Source organism: Chryseobacterium sp. G0162 (assembly GCF_003815715.1).
Taxonomy (GTDB): domain Bacteria; phylum Bacteroidota; class Bacteroidia; order Flavobacteriales; family Weeksellaceae; genus Chryseobacterium.
The window spans coordinates 610,852-629,060 of record NZ_CP033922.1; the positions used below are offsets into that span (position 1 = coordinate 610,852).

Below are 18,209 nucleotides of genomic sequence, written 5' to 3' on the forward strand. Positions count from 1 at the left end.
AAATTTAAATTTCGGGGCTTTTAATTTTATTTTACTGGTTCTGCTCTTTCTGCTTTTTCTTTTTCAGCTTCGTAGATCCTTTTTCTTAAGTCGCTGGTGGAAAACCTGTGATCTCTTTTGTTATAAAAAATTTCAATTCCCTTTTCTTCACAGTATTGCTTACCTGTAAAATCTCTGTCCATATAATCATCACCAATGATTCTTATGTCGATTACAAATGATTTTAAGATATCCAGCAAGTCTTCTTCTGTATAGTAAGGGATAATTTCATCTACAGCATTTACTGCTTTTAGTTGAATATAACGTTCAACTATTGTTTGGCTTGGCCTGTTCTTATTGGGTCTGTCATGGGATGGATCAATCTGCAGACCAACAATCAGATAATCACACACTGTTTTTGCTTCTTCAAGCATTTTGATATGCCCAGCATGTAATAAATCAAATGAGGAAAATGTAATACCTATTCTTTGTGTCTTCATATTAATGTTAAAATTAAAATTTCGCTGAAATAAACGTTCTCTTAAATGGATAAAAGACCGGTGATTCAGGGAAGGTGTTTTGTAATTGTTGTTTATAATCGTTTTTAAATTCTTCTTTCAATTCGTTAGGAAGCCTTTCTATATAAGGAAGCATTGCTGTTCCGGAAGCCCAGGTATATACAGCTTCTGCATCTTTAAGAATATGAGGAAATACTTTCTCATATACCGTAATTTCTCTTCCTTTACTTTCAAACAATATCCGGGCGTAGTCTTCAATTGTTAAAACTGTATATTCTCTTTTCCAATCATTATAGGCACTTTTATAGGGTTCTGTATCTGCAACTGTTCTGAGGAGTTGATGTACCACATATTCGTGATTAGAAGGAATCTGCACTACCAACTGTCCACCTTCCTTGATCTTGCTTATGATTCTTGGAAAAAGCTCTTTATGATTGCTACACCATTGGATGGCAGCATTGGAAATAATCAAATCATAAGTATCTCCCAAATGAAGCTGCTCTTCAATACTTCTTTTTTCAAAGGTCAATCTACTGGTCTTGAACTGAGCTGCTTTTTCAAGCATTTCTTCAGAGGAATCTATGCCTAAAACCTTTGAATCTTCCAAATAATCTAAAAGTTTTGAGGTAAGTTCTCCTGTTCCACATCCCAGATCTATAACAGATACTCCTGTTCTTGATTCTACAAGCTTTAACAGATCAAAAAAAGGTGCTGAACGCTCTTCTTTAAATTGGTCATATACTTCAGGATTCCAAGCCATAATGATGCTATTTTATGAGTTTAATTTCTCGAATTAAGATATTTCTGCCATTCCCAGACTGTCCTTAAAGACTCTTCCAGAGATGTTTCAGATTTCCAGTTAAGCTCTTTTTCTGCTTTAGAAGGATTGGCATAAGCAATCGTAATATCACCTGCTCTTCTTTCACAGATCTGATAAGGAACACCCACTCCGTTTGCATTTTCAAAAGCCTTTACGACTTCCAAAACAGAAGATCCTTTCCCTGTCCCCAGATTATAGGTATCAATCACTGTTTCAACAGATTGGTCATTCATCAGCCTTTTCAAGGCTGCTACGTGAGCTTTGGCTAAGTCTACAACATAGATATAATCACGAACGGCTGTTCCGTCTTCTGTTGAATAATCATCCCCCCAAACACTTAATTTCTCACGAACTCCTGAAGCAGTCTGCATTACATAGGGAACAAGATTATTAGGGATTCCTATTGGCAACTCTCCAAGTTTTGCAGATGGATGTGCCCCAATTGGATTAAAGTACCTTAACAAAGATATTTTACGGCCATATGCTTTAGCAAAATCGATAAGGATTTCCTCACCCATTTGCTTGGTCTTCCCATAAACACTTTCAGGCATTTTCAAAGGAGTATTTTCATCAATGGGCATCACTTCTGCCTGTCCGTATACAGTACATGATGAGCTGAAAATAAAGTTGGAGATTTCTCTTTCTTTAAATTCTTGTAAAATATTAATAAGAGAGAACAGATTATTTTCGTAATAATCTACAGGTTTTACCTGGCTCTCTCCTACAGCTTTAAAAGCTGCAAAATTAATACAACCCTCAATATTATGAGCGTCAAAAACCTGATTAAGAAGTTCTTTACGCTTCAAATCAAAAGGATAAAAAACGGGTTTCTTACCTGTAATTTCCTCAATATTATTTAAAATAAATCTCTCCGAATTAGACAGATCGTCTACAATAACAACATCAAAGTCATTATTAAGAAGTTCCACTACAGTGTGAGAACCAATATATCCAAGTCCTCCGGTAACAAGTATTGCCATTTTTTAATATTCTTTTTTACTCATTATGTGTTCCTATTTCTTCTATTTCGCTTTTTGCGGGATAATGTTTAAAATAATTTATCAGGACTACTGGGCCTACAACAAATAAAACATTTGAAACTATATACAAAAATAAATATGTTTCATGATTTGTCGTTCTTTGATATTTAACATAAAAAATAATTGCATGAAAAATAATCATTAAGAATAAAGAAATATTTAAGTAAGTAAACATTTTTCTTGATTCTTTAAAAATACTCACAAATGTAATAATCAATAAGGGAAAGATTAAAAAGTACAATACATAAATTGGTATTTTAAATGTATTATACTCTTCTCTCAATCCAGCGCCTATTACAAAGATTTTAAACATATTATATGCAAAAAAGATCATCCAGCAAAGGACAAAAATAATTGCAAAAAAATAAGCAAACTTATGCTTTAATATTCTCTCATCATGAAGCATCTCTTATCCCATAAACTCAAGTACAGCATCCGTGATATACTTCAACTGCTCTTCGTCTAATTCAGTATGCATTGGTAGAGAAATTACCTGATCCAAAAGCTTATCTGTATTCACAAAATCAGCAGCATTGCTTTCCTGGAAATATGCTTTTTGCTTTCTTAATGCAACCGGATAATAGATCATTGCAGGAATTTCTTTTTCAGTAAGGAATTTCTGAAGCTCATTACGTTTTCCGTTCAGAATTCTCAATGTATACTGATGAAATACATGAGTAGAACTCTCAGATCGCTGCGGCGTTAAAATATTTTCGTGACCTGCAAATGCCTCATCATAATAATCAGCTGCTTTTCTTCTCGCTTCGTTGTATGAATCCAGGTGTGGTAATTTTTTTCTTAAAACAGCAGCCTGAATACTATCCAAACGAGAATTTACACCCACCTCATCATGATAATATCTTTCGTACATTCCATGGTTTACGATTCCTCTTAAACGGTGTGCCAGTTCATCATTATTGGTGAAGATAGCCCCTCCGTCACCGTAGCATCCAAGATTTTTGGAAGGAAAGAAAGAAGTTGTTCCTACTGTTGCCATTGTCCCGGCATATTTTGATGTTCCGTCAGAGAATGTATATTCTGCACCAATTGCTTGTGCATTATCTTCAATCACATATAAATTGTGCTCTTCAGCAATTTTCAGGATTTCTTCCATATTCGCACACTGTCCGAAGATATGTACAGGAATAATGGCCTTTGTTTTTGGCGTAATTGCCTTTCTCAGAGCCTCTGTTGAAATGGTAAATGTATCATAATCAACATCTACCAAAACTGATTTTAATTTAAGCAGATGAATCACCTCTACAGTTGCTGCAAAGGTAAAATCAGCAGTAATTATTTCGTCTCCCTCCTTCAGATCCAACGCCATAAGAGCAATCTGCAATGCATCAGTTCCATTAGCACATGGAATCACATGTTTTACGTCTAAATAAGACTCCAATTCATTCTGGAAAGACTTCACTTCAGGACCGTTGATAAAAGCTGCGGAATCCATTACATTTAAAACTGCATTGTCTACATCATTCTTTATTTTGTAATACTGACTTTGCAAGTCAACCATCTGAATTTTTTTCATAAATAAATTATTTGTGTAAAAATAAGGATTTTAAAATCCTATCAAAAATTTTATTGATTTTGTTTTTATCTTTATACAAAAATTTATATGAAAAAAATTTTACTCTTTTGTTTCCTAACAGGTTACTCCTATACTTTTGCCCAAACTCAGCTTGTTTTTGTTTATTTTAAAGATAAGCCTAATAAAGCGGCATTTTACGCCAATCCTCTTTCTGAACTTAGCCAAAAATCCCTTAACAGGCGTACAACCTTAGGTCTATCTCTTAATGATCAAGATGCCCCTATAGAACAATCTTACATACAAAATCTTCAAAATCTGGGATTTACCGTTACAGATTATTCAAAATGGCTTAATGGAGCCGCTGTAAATGCTACCACGGCACAAATCACCCTTTTACAAGCACAGCCTTTTGTACTTTCTGTAGAAAGTTTTATCCGAAATGGAGGACCTGTATTAAAATCAATGGCTGTAAATAAATGGCAAAATACTACAGATACTCAAAAAACACTTACCAATTTTGAATATGGCTCAGGAGAATTGCAGGTTGACCAAGTCAACATAAGACCGCTACATCTTGCTGGCTATACCGGGACCGGAGTTTCTATCGCTGTTATTGATAGCGGATTTCCTACTGTAAATACAGGAAATGCTTTTCTGAGATTACGAAACAATAACAAAATAAAGGGAGGATATGACTTTGTTACTAAATCCAATGACATTTACAATCCATCTCTGAATGCGCATGGCACTGTTGTACTGGGAGCTATAGGTGGTTATCTGGAAAATATATTTGTAGGCTCTGCTCCCGATGCTGATTTCTACCTGTATCGCAGTGAAAATTCTGCTGCTGAAATTCCCGAAGAAGAACTCTACTGGATTGAAGCCGCTGAAGAAGCAGATAGAAAAGGAGTGGAAATTATTACGACCTCACTTGGATATAATGTTTATGACAATCCTCAATACAGCTACACGTATGCTGATATGAACGGGAGCACCTCATTTATTGCAAGAGGAGCAGGAATTGCCGCTGAAAAAGGAATCTTTGTATTGGCTGCAGCAGGAAATTCCGGAGATAAACCCTGGCACTATCTTCTGACCCCGGCAGATAATGCTAAGGTATTTACAATCGGAGCTGTGGATTCTTCAGGAAACACATCTGTATTTTCATCTTTCGGTCCTAATTCTGCTGGGGTTATTAAGCCGGACGGAAGCGCAAGAGGAACAGCTACAGCCACTGTTTTAGGTGATACAACTTATACCAGTACAGGAACTTCTCTTGCCACCCCTATTGCTGCCGGAGGTGTAGCCTGCCTCCTTCAGGCATTTCCCGTTATGAATAGAGATCAGCTCAAAACAAAATTGAGGCAAACCGCTTCTATTTATCCTAATCACACAGATCAAATGGGATACGGCATTCTAAATTTCGGAAGTCTGTATAACAGTGTTCTCAATACCTCTGAAATTGTTAAAAAAGAGAAATTTGCCCTATTCCCAAACCCTGTTAAAAGCATCCTGAATATTGCATCAGAGAATGAAATCAATTCGCTGGAAATTTATGATAACCTGGGAAGATTAATAAGAAAAGCAGACCATCAAAAATCTGTAAAGGTTGATGATTTTGCAAAAGGAGTTTATTATCTGAAAATTCAGACCAATGATAAAGTATATTATGAGAAATTTATAAAGGAATAACTTCTCTTTGAACTGATTATAAATTAAAAACGGGCATTGAAGCCCGTTTTTTTTCTTTATATAGACTCTTAAGAATATCCTTTTATTAAGGATAATTTAAGCTGAGTTCCTGCTTGCATTAATGTTTCCGAATAAGGATCTTGTCACTAATTTTTCATAAGCTTCTTTATTTCCCTCTCCTTTTTGAATTTTAATCAGGGCATATTGCTGAATGCTTAGCAATGGTAGAACAATCTTCTCACGGATCTTCACAGATTTTCTGGATAACGGGTCCTCTTCCTGTAGCATTTTGAAACCTGTCAGTTCCAACATGATTTCTTTTGAAAGCTCATATTCACTGAAAAGGATGTTCCAGAAAGCTCCAAATTTAGGATTGTTTTTGATGTAGTAAGTTAACGGGAAGTAAGACTTATTCATACTCATCATTGAGTTCAACACTAAGGTCTTAAAGAAGTCTGAACCTCTATACAATTCTCTTACTTCTTCAAACCTTCCTTGCTCCTTCATCTTCTGCATGGCATAGCCAAAACCAAAAAATCCGGGAACATTCTGCTTCAATTGTGACCATGAACCCACAAATGGGATAGCTCTTAAGTCTTCAAACTTCAGTTCACTTCCGTTTCCTCTCTTCGATGGACGGCTTCCGATATTGGTTTTCCCATAATACTCCAAGGTACTCATCTCCTGAAGATAAGGAACAAACATTGGATGAGCCTTCAGGTCTGAGTATTTCTGATAACTGATATTAGCCAGCTCAATAATCAATGCTCTTTCTTTTTCTGTCAGGTCTTTTTTAGCATTCTTGAATACATCATTTTCAACTCCTGCTGTCAATAACTGTTCAAAATTGTATTGTGCCTGCTCTTTATTTCCAAAAATACTCGTAATGGTCTGTCCTTGAATCGTAAGTTCAATTTTATTGTTAGCAATTGTTTTTCCCTGAGAAGCGTAGAAATCGTGAGTTTTTCCTCCACCTCTTGCCGGAGGCCCGCCTCTACCGTCAAAAAATACTACTTTGATATTATTCTGCTCTGAAAGTTTTGTCAGAACTTCTTTAGCTTTATAAATTTCCCAGTTAGCTTTTAAATATCCACCGTCTTTAGTTCCATCAGAGAAGCCCAACATAATTGTCTGTTGATTTCCTCTTCTTTCAAGATGTCTTTTATATACAGGATTCTGATACAGTTCATTCATCACATATTCTGCATTATCAAGCCCTTCCATAGTTTCAAAAAGCGGTACAATATCCATATTGATATCTTCATCCTTATATCTGCAGATCTTAAAGAAGGCATAAACATTCATTACATCTTTCACTGCATCAGAATTAGAAATAATATAACGGTTCATTCCTCTTAATCCGTTGAGATTCTGAATTTCAGAAACCTGAGATACAGTTAATAAGGTGTCTTTTACAATGTCTTCAAAATCATCTGCATTTACAAAATCTGAAGTCTGAATCAATCTGTTGAATTTTTGTTCGTAATCCGCTTCTTCATTTCCATATAATTTTGCAAAAACCTCATCAATAACTTTCTGATGAATTCTACTATCCTGACGGATATCCAACGTCGCGAAATGAGTTCCGAAAATCTTCACACGATCTCTAAAATTTACTAAAAGATCCAAAAACAGAGCATTGTGCTCATTAATTAATATCTTTTCAGTCTCATCGGCTTTCTTTAAAATTGCTTCTGCGGTAATGGCCTTTCCGTTGAAAATGGCCGCATACAACTCCTCACTCAACGCTGTCAAGACTTCAGAAACCCCTCTAAAGCTTAATCTTCTTCTGATAAATTTTAAATGACTGTAATAAGATTTCAGAATTGCTGAGCGAAGTTCTTCTGCTACTCTTTTGGTAACATCTGCTGTCACAAAAGGATTTCCGTCACGATCTCCTCCCGGCCAGAATCCAAGCTGAATAATATCTTCATGCAGATGGAAATGTTCATTTCCAAAAGTCTTTTTAATTTTGGTAAATAGCTCCCCAATGGTATCGTAATATACATATCTCAAATAGGAAATAATACTCAAAGCCTCGTCAATAGGTGTTGGCTTTTCTTTATTCACAAAAGGAGTTTTTCCTAATTGCTGCAAAAGCGTATCAATCTGTGTAACAGAATCACTGGTAATGGCTCCTCTCAAATCCTGAATGATTCTCTGCACTGAACTTGGATAAAACTGAGTTGGATGCGCTGTAAACACCACTTTCACACTGAAATCTTTTAGTTTTTCACGTACTTTTTCAATTTTATGATCCTGAAAAGAACGTTCAAAAAGATTGGTAACGGTTCCACTATCACTTTCTGAGTGCAGGTTTGGAAATGCAGCATCTTCGATACTATCAAATAAAACTACTTGTCTTTCTATATATTGGATAATCTTAAAAAGCAGTTCAAGTTTCTGCTCTTCGTTCTGTAGATCCGTATGGTTTTTAAAAAATTCTTCAACAATTTCTTCGGGGGTCTTCCCTGCATCATAGCCGGTTTTGCTTTCCTCATAAAGAAAAGGAAGCAACATCCCGATATTCGTCATTTTATCATAGGGCAGGCTCATAAATAATGAATTGTAGATCTGGAATTTGTTCTCCACGATCTGCCTGAATTTTTCTGCGCGTTGGTCGTGTCTCATAATAACAAATGTAAGCGATTTTGGAATTAGTTGAGTTGACAAATGACAAAAAATAAAAACTTTATTATAAGCTTAAAATTAAAAAATAGTGATGGTAATTACGGTTTATTTAAAACATAGAAAGTAAGTTATTTATAAATCATTCTATCTATATCTTCAATTAAACATTTCGTAACTTTGAATTTTAATTAAGACTTGAATATAACATTATCAGTTGTATTAAAATTTTTCGAAAATGGGTTACATCAGAGAATATTACGAACAAATCGTCAAACTACAGGAATCTGAATGGGAATTCATCGCAGGGTATTTCCGTAGAAAAGTGTATGCTAAAAACGAGATCATTACCCAACAAGGTGATACGGAAAACTTTCTGTCTTTTATTGAATCCGGATTGGTAAGATTTTATATTCCTGATGATGAATATGGCTATACTTTCAGCTTCAGTTTTGAAAAGGAGTTTACTTGTGCGTATGATTCTTTCCTTACCCAAACTCCTTCTGAATACGAGATGCAGGCACTTACCGAAACAGTGGTATGGCAAATTTCTTTTGATGATTTACAGAAAATCTACAGTCAAACCAATGTGGGCAATCATTTAGGGCGTTTTGCTTCCGAGAAACTTTTCCTGGCTAAAAGCAAAAGAGAGCTTTCTTTATTGAAACTTACCGCGAAGGAACGCTATTTAAAGCTATTTACCGAACAGCCTGAACTGCTACAGCGTGTCCCTCTGAAATATATTGCTTCTTACATCGGAATTACTCCGCAGGCTTTAAGCAGAATCCGCAAAAACATTAATTAACATAGGTTCATTGTATATCTTTCGTCTTCTGCTGAACTTTGCAGAAAAGTATTTCAATGAATTTACCTATTATTGCCTATGGAAATCGCATTTTAAAGCAAAAATGTATACAGATTAACAAAAACAGCCCGGAAATCCAGGACCTGATTACCAACATGTGGGAAACCATGGAAAACTCCAACGGGTGCGGCCTCTCCTCTTCTCAGATCAATAAACCTTTACAGCTTTTTATCGTTGACAGCCAGATTACTTTTGAAAACCTCGACACTGAGAGTCAACTTGTTTATTTCGAAAAGAATGACAAAGGAATTAAAGAAACTTTTATCAATGCCAGGATTATTGATACCTCTGAAGAAACCTGGGAAGATTATGAAGGATGCCTAAGTATTCCCGGTTTGTCTCAAAAGGTAGAAAGACCCTGGAAAATCACTGTCGAATATTTTAATCAGGATTTTATCAAACAAACCAAAACCTTCACTGGATTAACGGCTAGAATTATTCAGCATGAGTACGATCATACACAGGGTGTTTTATATATTGATCGCCTAAAATCACTGACAAGAAAAATGATAGAGTCGAAACTCAAAAAGATTGTCAATGGAAATATTAAAACAGGGTATCCAATGAAATTTTTATAATCTTTCTGAGGCATTAAGAAGCATCAGTAATTTTCGTAAATTTGTCCTGAAAACACCTTTCTTTATGAAAATTATCATCACACTTTCCCTGATCCTTACCAATCTGCTTTCTGCACAGATCACGGTTCCTGATGATTATAAAAAGATCCCGAATATTCTGGATACCACAGAATACCTTTACCCTTTTGTCATTCCCAATAAAGATTACGAATATTGGAGAGTACTTACCAATGATGATGATCCGGACAAAGCTATTATCTATGAAAGCCAGGCTCCTCTTTTTATGACGATTAATGATCCGGCTCCTGAAAAAGGATTCTTTCAGAAATGTATTGGCAATCATTGCTTTTCCTATATTCTTGCCTGCAAAAAAGACAGAACCGTTTATTTTTCCAATGAACAGCAATTAAGGGATTTCATCGGAACAGTTGACAACCTTCCCGAAGCCATTTTAATGGCTAAGACGTATGGTTACTCTATTGATACGCAAAACCGTTTTACAGGGTCTTATAAAATTGAAGACCAATTTATTTCACTGTACGCTTTACAGGCTAAAGGCTGTCCTGTGACGAAGGAATCATTTTTAATTAAGATCAATAGAAAGACAGGAAAACTGGAAGCCAAAAGCAAGGGTATTTATTCAAAAAGTGAAGATTGTACCACTTTATAACTTTCATAATATACCCCCATTTTTTTCACAAAAAATATATGTTATTTTTTGCCACGAATGCACCAACGATTTTATTCGTGCATTCGTGGCAATTTAAAGCATTTAGCATTAGATATTAATCGCTCCTTGTCCTGATGCCATCAGATACGCTTCTTTCAATGTTTCTGAATACGTTGGATGCGCATAAGAAATACGGAACATATCTTCTGCTGTCACCTCATATTCCTGCGCAATTACCCCCTGAGCAACCAGATCTGCTGCTCGTGCTCCGATGATATGTACCCCAAGTACCTCTCCATATTTTGGATCCACTAATACTTTTGCAAACCCATCCGTATCCATGGAAGCTCTTGCTCTTGCACTCGCTGAAAACGGGAATTTACCAACATGATAAGCTATATTATTCTTTTTTAGATATTCTTCAGTGTATCCAACGGATGCTACTTCCGGCCAGGTATATACCACAGATGGAATTCTGTCATAATGGATATGATGTTTTTGTCCGTTAATTGTTTCTGCTACCAAAACACCTTCTTCTTCCGCTTTATGGGCAAGCATTGCTCCGCCTATTACATCCCCTATCGCATAGATATTTGAAACGGAAGTACGATTGCTTTCATCCACTTTAATGAATCCACGATCATCCAGCTGTACATCTGTATTTTCTAATCCCAATCCTTTTACGTAGGGACTTCTTCCAACTGCTACCAGAATATAATCAGCCTCTAATTTATTTTCTGTCCCATTTTTATCTTTAAAGAATACTTTAACTTCCGCATCTGAACTTTCAGTTTTATAAACAGCCTGTCCTAAGCGGATATCAACTCCTTCTTTTTTAAGGATTTTCTGAAGGGTTTTTCCTAATTCATGATCCATCCCCGCAATCAGATGATCTGCATATTCAAGAATGATAACCTGAGTGCCAATTCGATTAAAGATGGAAGCCATTTCTACTCCTATGACTCCTCCGCCAATGATAACCATAGATTTCGGTTTTTCTTTCAGAGATAAGGCTTCTGTGGAAGTAATAATCCTCTTTTTATCAATTTCTACTCCCGGAATGGTTGAGGGTTTTGAACCTGTTGCAATAATATAATTTTTGGCAGTGATCTCTTTGGATTCTGTTTCATTAACAACTTTAATATTTGTATTACTGATAAAGCCAGCGGTGCCTTTCAGACGGGTAATTTTATTTTTACTCATTAAAAAATCAAGTCCGCTGGTGTTTTTAGCTACTACTTCAGATTTTCTTTTGTACATCTGGGCAAAATCAAGCTCAATCTTATCAAGTTGAATTCCATGTTCTTTAAATTTATGATGCGCTTCTGCATAATGATGAGTGCTATCCAGCAAAGCCTTTGTTGGGATACAGCCTACATTGGTACAGGTTCCGCCCAATGTTTCATATTTTTCAATAATTACTGTTTTATAACCTAATTGTGCACTTCTTATCGCTGCAACATATCCTCCGGGTCCTGAGCCAATCACGGCAATGTCATAATATTCCATTTGATTTATTAATTATTTATGATTAAATTTACTTGCAAAATAAAAGTAAATTTAATTAAATACTTTCATTTTGCAAGTAATATTTTTAAAATAAAAAATAATGAGTAAAAAAAGGTCAGACTGTCCTATCAGCTGTTCACTGGAAATATGGGGTGATAAATGGTCTTTGCTAATCATCCGTGATCTGATGCTGAATAAAGAATGCACCTACGGAGACCTTCAGAAAGCTGATGAAAAAATAGCATCCAATATTCTGGCGACAAGACTTCAGAATCTATTGGAAAATGGAATTATTGATAAAAAAGATCATCCTGAAAATAAGTTGAAGATATTATACCATCTTACAGAAAAAGGCATTGATCTGATTCCTATTATTGTTGAGATCAATCTGTGGGGAGACAAGTATCTGATAATTCCCGAGGAAAGAAAAAAACTATTGGAAGATATTAAAAGAGATAAAGAAGCTTTCATCAAAAGGGCAAAAACTTATCTTTCCAATGAGGTTAAATAAAGACACTCAAACCATTATCATTAGAACCGGATTGGGAAATAAGTATTTGATAGCTTTCATGAAATTAAGTCATAGCAATTTTAAAATTTCATTAACTTAATTTTCTCTTTTCATTCCGTAAATTTGGGTTAAATAAATTTAGAACAATGCTTAATTTCGAGTTTAAAAATCCGACCAAAATACTTTTCGGAAAGGGCGAAATCGCTAAAATTTCCAATGAAATTCCTAAAGATGCCAAAATATTAATGATCTACGGTGGTGGAAGCATCAAAAATAATGGGGTTTATGACCAGGTAAAAGAAGCTTTAAAAGACTATGATCTTTATGAATTCGGTGGAGTTCCTGCCAATCCTGAATATGAAGTTTTAATTAATGCCATCAGCTTCATCAAGGAAAATAATATCAACTATCTTCTTGCCGTGGGTGGTGGATCTGTAATTGACGGAACGAAATTCATCTCTGCAGCAGCCCATTATGATGGTGAACCGTGGGATATTCTGAGAAAGCAGGTAAGAACTTTTGAAGGGGAAGGAATGCCGTTTGGCAGTATTCTAACCCTTCCTGCAACCGGTTCGGAAATGAACTCTGGATATGTAATTTCCAGAAGAGAAACCAATGAAAAGTTATCTTCAGGAGGTCCGGGACTTTTCCCACAATTCTCTGTTTTAGATCCTGAAGTCATCAGATCTATTCCTAAAAACCAGATTGTAAACGGAATTACGGATGCCTATACTCATGTGTTGGAACAATATATGACTGCTCCATCTTCTGCTGATCTTCAGGAAAGAATTGCTGAAAGCATCCTGATTAGCCTTCAGGAAACGGCTCCAAAAGTACTGGCTGATGATTTCAACTATGACGCTGCCGGAAACTTTATGTGGTGCTGTACTATGGCATTAAACGGTTTGATTCAAAAAGGAGTTATTACAGACTGGGCTGTACATGCTATGGGCCACGAATTAACAGCTTACTTCGGTATAGACCATGCCAGAACCCTAGCGATCATTGCACCTTCTCACTATCGTTACAACTTTGAGGATAAAAAAGGAAAACTGGCTCAATATGCTGAAAGAGTATGGGGAATTAAAGAAGGAAGCACTGAAGAAAAAGCGGAATTAGGAATTAAAAAACTTGAAGAATTCTTTCACAGCCTGCATATCAAAACCAAACTTTCAGAATATACAGAAGACTATAAAGGAACTGCTGAAAGGGTGGAAAAAGCTTTTACAGATAGAAAGTGGCTGGGACTTGGAGAATATAAAAAACTGACTCCTCAGGATGCTTCCAAGATTGTGGAAATGAGCTATTAATAAGTTTAAAATTCAAAATTTAGAGTTATTTTATTACTTTAAGTTTTGGCTAAAGCATATGATAAAAATGAAAGAGAGAGCGGGCTTTGGTCCGCTCTTCTTAATATTAGATCTTAGATAGTAATGAATGAAAAATGTCTAATAATATACCCTATTTCCAATTTCTAAATCTTTTAACTCCACAATCACTTAAGCCATATTATTTACAAACATTCGTTTAAAAAAAGATCATTTCATTACATATATTTCAAATTTATTTATATTTTAGCATATTCTTAAATTTGTGAAAATGAAAAAACAGCTACTTTTATTTGCCTTTTCAGCTCTGGCACTTACTTCATGTAATGATGATAACCTTACAGCTTATGAAATGGATATTATGAAAGGGGATTGGAAAGAAGTAAAGACAGAAATTATTTCAGGAAAAGATAATAAAACTGTGCTTGAAACAACAACTCCGGAAGGATGTAGTGCTAAAAATACACTTTTCTTCAGAACGGATTATTATGTAAGTTATACTGCGTATGACGGAAATCCAGATGGAACCAATTGCCAATTTGCCGCTAAAAATGAAGGAAAATACACTTATAATGCAGACTCTAAGGTCCTGAATATCCAACTTTCAGGAGATGAAGAGCTTGAAAATATGAGCTTCAGAGTTGATATGCTTACGCAAACTGAGCTTAGGCTAGCACAATTAGTAGGGAATTATGATAAAGATAAAGACAAGATTATAGATATCACGTACATTACTTATAAAAGATAAAACTTAAACTCCCGCTGATCGGGAGTTTTTTATTATTTTTATCTCAAATTTTAAAACTGAATACAATGAAGAAGATCCTATCAGCATTTCTGTTGCTGTGTTTCACTATTGCCTTTTCTCAGGAAAAAAAGCCAATGTTCTGGCAGGACATCCAGGAATTTAAAAAACAAGATCAACAAAACCCGCCGCCTCAAAACGCTATTTTATTAATAGGAAGCTCGTCTTTTACCAAATGGACTGATGTAGCGGATTATTTCCCAACCAAAACCATCATCAACAGAGGTTTCGGGGGTTCAAGGCTTACAGATCTTAATTATTTTGCGGATGATCTTTTATCGCCTTATCAACCTAAGCAAATTATTATCTATTGCGGAGAAAACGATTTTGCTGATAATCATCAATTGAAGGCACAAAAAGTAGTAAAGAGATACAAAAGCTTTTACAAAAAAATCCGTGAAAGATTCCCTAATATTGAAGTAGATTACATTTCAATGAAATACTCTCCTAGCAGAGAGAAGCTTTGGCCTCAAATCAAAGAAGCCAACGCCAGGATTGAAGCTTTTATGAAAAAACAGTCTCATGCTGAGTTTATAGATGTTACCAAAGCAATGGAAGATGCTAACGGAAAGGTAAGAAAAGATATTTTTGTGGAAGATATGCTTCACTTTAAACCGGAAGGATATCAAATCTGGACTAAAGTAATCACTCCTTATATGAAATAACCCAATCTCATGATAAAAAAAACAATAACCATTTTATCTTTTATTTTACCATTTTATCTTTCTTTTTCTCAAGAGAAATCTGATGAAAAAAAGATTATCCAGGAACTTTCAGAGAATGCATGTAAATGTACTGATTCTATTGCTTTTTCTAACCGAAAGAAGGAAGAAATCATAAAAGATGTTCATGATTGTATTGACAAATATACAGGAGCTCTTCAGATTTCCTCTCTTTTATCAGGAGCGGAAAAACTTTCAGAAAAAACGCCTGAAGTAAACGGAAAAAAGAAGATTACCCTTACTTATGATACCAATAAAAACTCACAACAGTACAAAGATAGCTACAATAAACTTGAACGTTATCTGCTGCAAAACTGTGAAAGTGTAAAAAAGGCTGCACAAACTACAGAAACCAATTATGACAAGTTTTCAAAAAATGAAGCTGCCATTGATTTCTATCAGGAAGCTGTTGAAGCTTCAAAAAAGGAAAACTGGAAGGAAGCTATTCTAAATTATGAACAAGCTGTAAAGTCTGATCCAAAATTTATATATGCATGGGATAATCTTGGTATTTGCTATAGAAGAATAGGTGAATATGATAAAGCTCTGAATGCTTATAAACAATCTTTAGCTATCGATCCAAAAGGTAAAATGCCTTTACAGAATATTGCATTGACGTATGTTTATAAAAAGGAATACCAAAAGGCTATTGATGCTTATAATGATTTCGATAAAATATATCCTGGTGATCCGGAGGTTTATTATGGAATAGGGCAAACTTATTTTTCTCATTTGAAAAATAATGAAAAAGGACTGGATTACATCTGTAAGGCTTACAGGGTTTATACTGAACAGAAATCGCCTTACCGCTCTGATGCAGAAACCATAATAGGCTACATCTATAAAAGCATGAAAGAGGAAAATAAAATGGATAGATTTAAAGAAATTTTGAAAGACAACAAAATTGACTTTGAGTAAAAATGAAAACCCATCACCAAAATTGATAAAAAAAACGATTCCAAAATCAGGAATCGTTTTTTTATTATTTTTTTCTCTTCGATTTAGAGATTGCTTTCTGCTGTGCTCTGTTGGTTCCAAACTTCTTAGGTGCTTTTCTTTTTGAAGGACCACCCCAGTTTTCTTTGGTATTTTTCGCTTTTTTCTCATGGAAAGCTCCTCCACCCTCGTTCAGTTTTACCTGTGCAGGATTTTTCATTACCACTTCATCTTTCTCAGAAGCAATTTTCACAGGATTAATTTTAACATCTTCCGGGAAGTCGTTAAATTTTAGATCTTTATCCATTAAAAGCTCTATATCCAAAAGTAAAGGCTCTTCTTTTTTAGTAACAAAAGTCATTGCCTTACCTTCTTTATCTGCTCTACCTGTTCTACCGATTCTGTGGATATACTGTTCCGGAATATCAGGGGTTTCAAAGTTGATAACATGGGTAATATTTGAAATATCAAGACCTCTTGCCATTACATCTGTTGTAATCAAACCTCTGACCTCTTCATTTTCAAAACTCTTCATGGCCTTAAGCCTGTAGTTTTGAGACTTATTGGAGTGAATTACATCAAACTGCCCAGGGAAAAGCTCATCAATCTTAGTGAAAAGCAGGTCTGCGTGTTTTTTATTATTATTAAAAATCAACACCTTAGACATATCTGCATTATTTTTCAGTAAATGCTCAAGAAGGTTGATCTTGGTATTGAAATTCTCAACTTTATAAGCAGTCTGTTCAATTTTTTCAAGCGGAGTTCCTGATTTTGCCAATGAAATTTCTATAGGATTTGCAAAATATTCATCCAACATATCATCTACAGCTTCTGTCATGGTTGCAGAGAAAAGTATATTCTGTCTCTTCTCTTTCATCATTTCAAAAATGTGAGTCAATTGTGGTCTGAACCCAAGGTTAAGCATTTCATCAAATTCATCAATGATAAGCTTCTGAACTTCTTTAAGGGAAATAGCATTGTCTATGGAAAGGTCCATCACTCTACCTGGTGTTCCTACTAAAATATCACATCCGTCATTGAATAAAAGTTTCTGTGTATTGATGTTTTTACCACCATATATTCCAATAACTCTTGCTGTAATATTTTCAGTCAGCTTCTCAAGAATTTCTGTTACCTGTACCACCAATTCTCTTGTAGGAACAAGTACTAGAACCGTTGGATTTCCTGTTTTACTGTATTTCCAAGTCTTCAGAACAGGTAAAAGATAAGCCAAAGTTTTCCCTGTTCCGGTTTGTGCAATTCCCATTACATCTCTCCCGGAAAGGATAGGCTTTAAGCTCTTCTCCTGAATAGGAGTAGGTTCAAATAATTCTAAATCTGCTAAAACATCAAGAATTTTAACCGGCAGGTCAAAATCTGCAAAAGTGAGTTTTTCCATTTTGCAAAGATAGGTATTAATATTAAAATGTAAAATCAGGTTTCAGGCAACAGAAATGATGGTTTTAAAAAAAAAGCAGCCCCAAAATTAAAGTTGAAGCCTAAGATTTAAGCCAGAAATCTTTAAACTATCAATTGACCTTTACACTTTTACTGCTTATTTTAATATCATCATCTTTCCATTCACTGGTGGTGATAATCACATTTCCTTTCTTTTTAGGATCTTTTTTAATCGGAAATTTATCTTCTTCCCACTGGTTACAATGTGTTGAAATAGGATCTACAAGTGGTTTCCATCCTGTTTTTCCTAATGTATAGGCATAAAAAGAATGCCAACAGCTTGTACACCAATTGGGATAAAAACCAATCTCATCCTTTCCGTCATTGTTAAGGTCTCCCAGATTGTATAAAGCTCCTCCTTTAGCCATCGAAATCGTGAACGGCTTTATATTTTTATCACTGAAATAGATGGTAGTGTCACATTTACCGTCACAGTCATCGGTACAGTCACTGATCTTAGCATAAACGTATTCTTTCGTTCCGTTTCCGTCAAAATCCCCTTGAATTTTCTCTTGATTTCCTTCCTGAGCCATAGCAAATACGCCACAGAAAAGCATAATAGGTATCATTAGTTTTTTCATTGTTATATTTTTAAATTGGTGTGGGACACGAAGTT

Annotated in this window: 17 protein-coding genes; 9 read left to right on the forward strand and 8 right to left on the reverse strand. The window is 35.2% G+C overall.

Features of this window, described 5'->3' with window-relative positions; all coding sequences use genetic code 11:
• Positions 1-26: 26 nt before the first annotated feature.
• The 4 genes from EG344_RS02915 to EG344_RS02930 form a co-directional block, all read right to left on the reverse strand.
• Entirely contained in the window at positions 27-479 is a 453-nt protein-coding gene (locus EG344_RS02915) for an adenylyltransferase/cytidyltransferase family protein (RefSeq protein WP_123908206.1), read from the reverse strand.
• A gap of 13 nt (positions 480-492) precedes the next feature.
• Positions 493-1,257, reverse strand: a complete 765-nt coding sequence (locus EG344_RS02920) for a methyltransferase domain-containing protein (protein WP_123908207.1) — start codon at positions 1,255-1,257, stop codon at positions 493-495.
• A gap of 20 nt (positions 1,258-1,277) precedes the next feature.
• Entirely contained in the window at positions 1,278-2,297 is a 1,020-nt protein-coding gene (galE, locus tag EG344_RS02925) for a UDP-glucose 4-epimerase GalE (protein ID WP_123908208.1), read from the reverse strand.
• Between the two features lie 469 nt (positions 2,298-2,766).
• Positions 2,767-3,891, reverse strand: coding sequence for a DegT/DnrJ/EryC1/StrS family aminotransferase (locus EG344_RS02930; RefSeq protein WP_123908209.1), 1,125 nt, complete (start codon positions 3,889-3,891; stop codon positions 2,767-2,769).
• An 87-nt stretch (positions 3,892-3,978) separates the two neighbouring features.
• Between EG344_RS02930 and EG344_RS02935 the strand changes: the two genes are divergently transcribed.
• The gene (locus EG344_RS02935; protein ID WP_123908210.1) at positions 3,979-5,583 is read left to right on the forward strand and encodes a S8 family peptidase; all 1,605 of its coding nucleotides are present in this window, start codon (positions 3,979-3,981) and stop codon (positions 5,581-5,583) included.
• Between the two features lie 96 nt (positions 5,584-5,679).
• Here the strand turns inward: EG344_RS02935 and EG344_RS02940 are convergent, their stop codons facing one another.
• Positions 5,680-8,214: a phosphoenolpyruvate carboxylase gene (locus EG344_RS02940; protein WP_123908211.1), complete on the reverse strand. Its 2,535-nt coding sequence runs from the start codon at positions 8,212-8,214 to the stop codon at positions 5,680-5,682.
• Between the two features lie 235 nt (positions 8,215-8,449).
• Between EG344_RS02940 and EG344_RS02945 the strand changes: the two genes are divergently transcribed.
• The 3 genes from EG344_RS02945 (at position 8,450) to EG344_RS02955 (ending at position 10,324) form a co-directional block, all read left to right on the forward strand.
• Entirely contained in the window at positions 8,450-9,016 is a 567-nt protein-coding gene (locus EG344_RS02945) for a Crp/Fnr family transcriptional regulator (RefSeq protein WP_123908212.1), read from the forward strand.
• Between the two features lie 56 nt (positions 9,017-9,072).
• Positions 9,073-9,654: a peptide deformylase gene (def, locus tag EG344_RS02950; RefSeq protein ID WP_123908213.1), complete on the forward strand. Its 582-nt coding sequence runs from the start codon at positions 9,073-9,075 to the stop codon at positions 9,652-9,654.
• 64 nt (positions 9,655-9,718) lie between these two features.
• A complete protein-coding gene (locus EG344_RS02955) occupies positions 9,719-10,324 on the forward strand; it encodes a hypothetical protein (protein WP_123908214.1) in 606 nt (201 codons plus the stop codon).
• 108 nt (positions 10,325-10,432) lie between these two features.
• Here EG344_RS02955 and lpdA read toward each other — a convergent pair whose 3' ends face one another.
• Positions 10,433-11,833 (reverse strand): dihydrolipoyl dehydrogenase, encoded by a 1,401-nt coding sequence (lpdA, locus tag EG344_RS02960; protein ID WP_123908215.1) that lies wholly within the window; start codon positions 11,831-11,833, stop codon positions 10,433-10,435.
• Between the two features lie 100 nt (positions 11,834-11,933).
• Here lpdA and EG344_RS02965 point away from each other — a divergent pair, with 100 nt between their 5' ends.
• The 5 genes from EG344_RS02965 to EG344_RS02985 all read left to right on the forward strand — a co-directional run bounded on the left by EG344_RS02965 (position 11,934) and on the right by EG344_RS02985 (position 16,117).
• A complete protein-coding gene (locus EG344_RS02965) occupies positions 11,934-12,344 on the forward strand; it encodes a winged helix-turn-helix transcriptional regulator (protein WP_123908216.1) in 411 nt (136 codons plus the stop codon).
• Between the two features lie 146 nt (positions 12,345-12,490).
• Positions 12,491-13,654 carry an iron-containing alcohol dehydrogenase gene (locus EG344_RS02970; RefSeq protein ID WP_123908217.1) on the forward strand — a complete coding sequence of 388 codons (1,164 nt, stop codon included), beginning with the start codon at positions 12,491-12,493 and terminating at the stop codon, positions 13,652-13,654.
• Between the two features lie 289 nt (positions 13,655-13,943).
• On the forward strand, positions 13,944-14,420 hold the full coding sequence (locus EG344_RS02975; protein WP_123908218.1) for a lipocalin family protein: 477 nt from the start codon (positions 13,944-13,946) through the stop codon (positions 14,418-14,420).
• 65 nt (positions 14,421-14,485) lie between these two features.
• Complete coding sequence (locus EG344_RS02980) at positions 14,486-15,142, forward strand: GDSL-type esterase/lipase family protein (RefSeq protein ID WP_123908219.1); 657 nt, start codon at positions 14,486-14,488, stop codon at positions 15,140-15,142.
• Positions 15,143-15,151: 9 nt separating this feature from the next.
• On the forward strand, positions 15,152-16,117 hold the full coding sequence (locus tag EG344_RS02985) for a tetratricopeptide repeat protein (RefSeq protein ID WP_123908220.1): 966 nt from the start codon (positions 15,152-15,154) through the stop codon (positions 16,115-16,117).
• 64 nt (positions 16,118-16,181) lie between these two features.
• On the opposite strand, the gene EG344_RS02990 is transcribed toward EG344_RS02985, so the two are convergent.
• On the reverse strand, positions 16,182-17,534 hold the full coding sequence (locus EG344_RS02990) for a DEAD/DEAH box helicase (protein ID WP_123908221.1): 1,353 nt from the start codon (positions 17,532-17,534) through the stop codon (positions 16,182-16,184).
• 130 nt (positions 17,535-17,664) lie between these two features.
• Entirely contained in the window at positions 17,665-18,174 is a 510-nt protein-coding gene (locus tag EG344_RS02995) for a hypothetical protein (RefSeq protein ID WP_228412846.1), read from the reverse strand.
• Positions 18,175-18,209 lie beyond the last annotated feature (35 nt).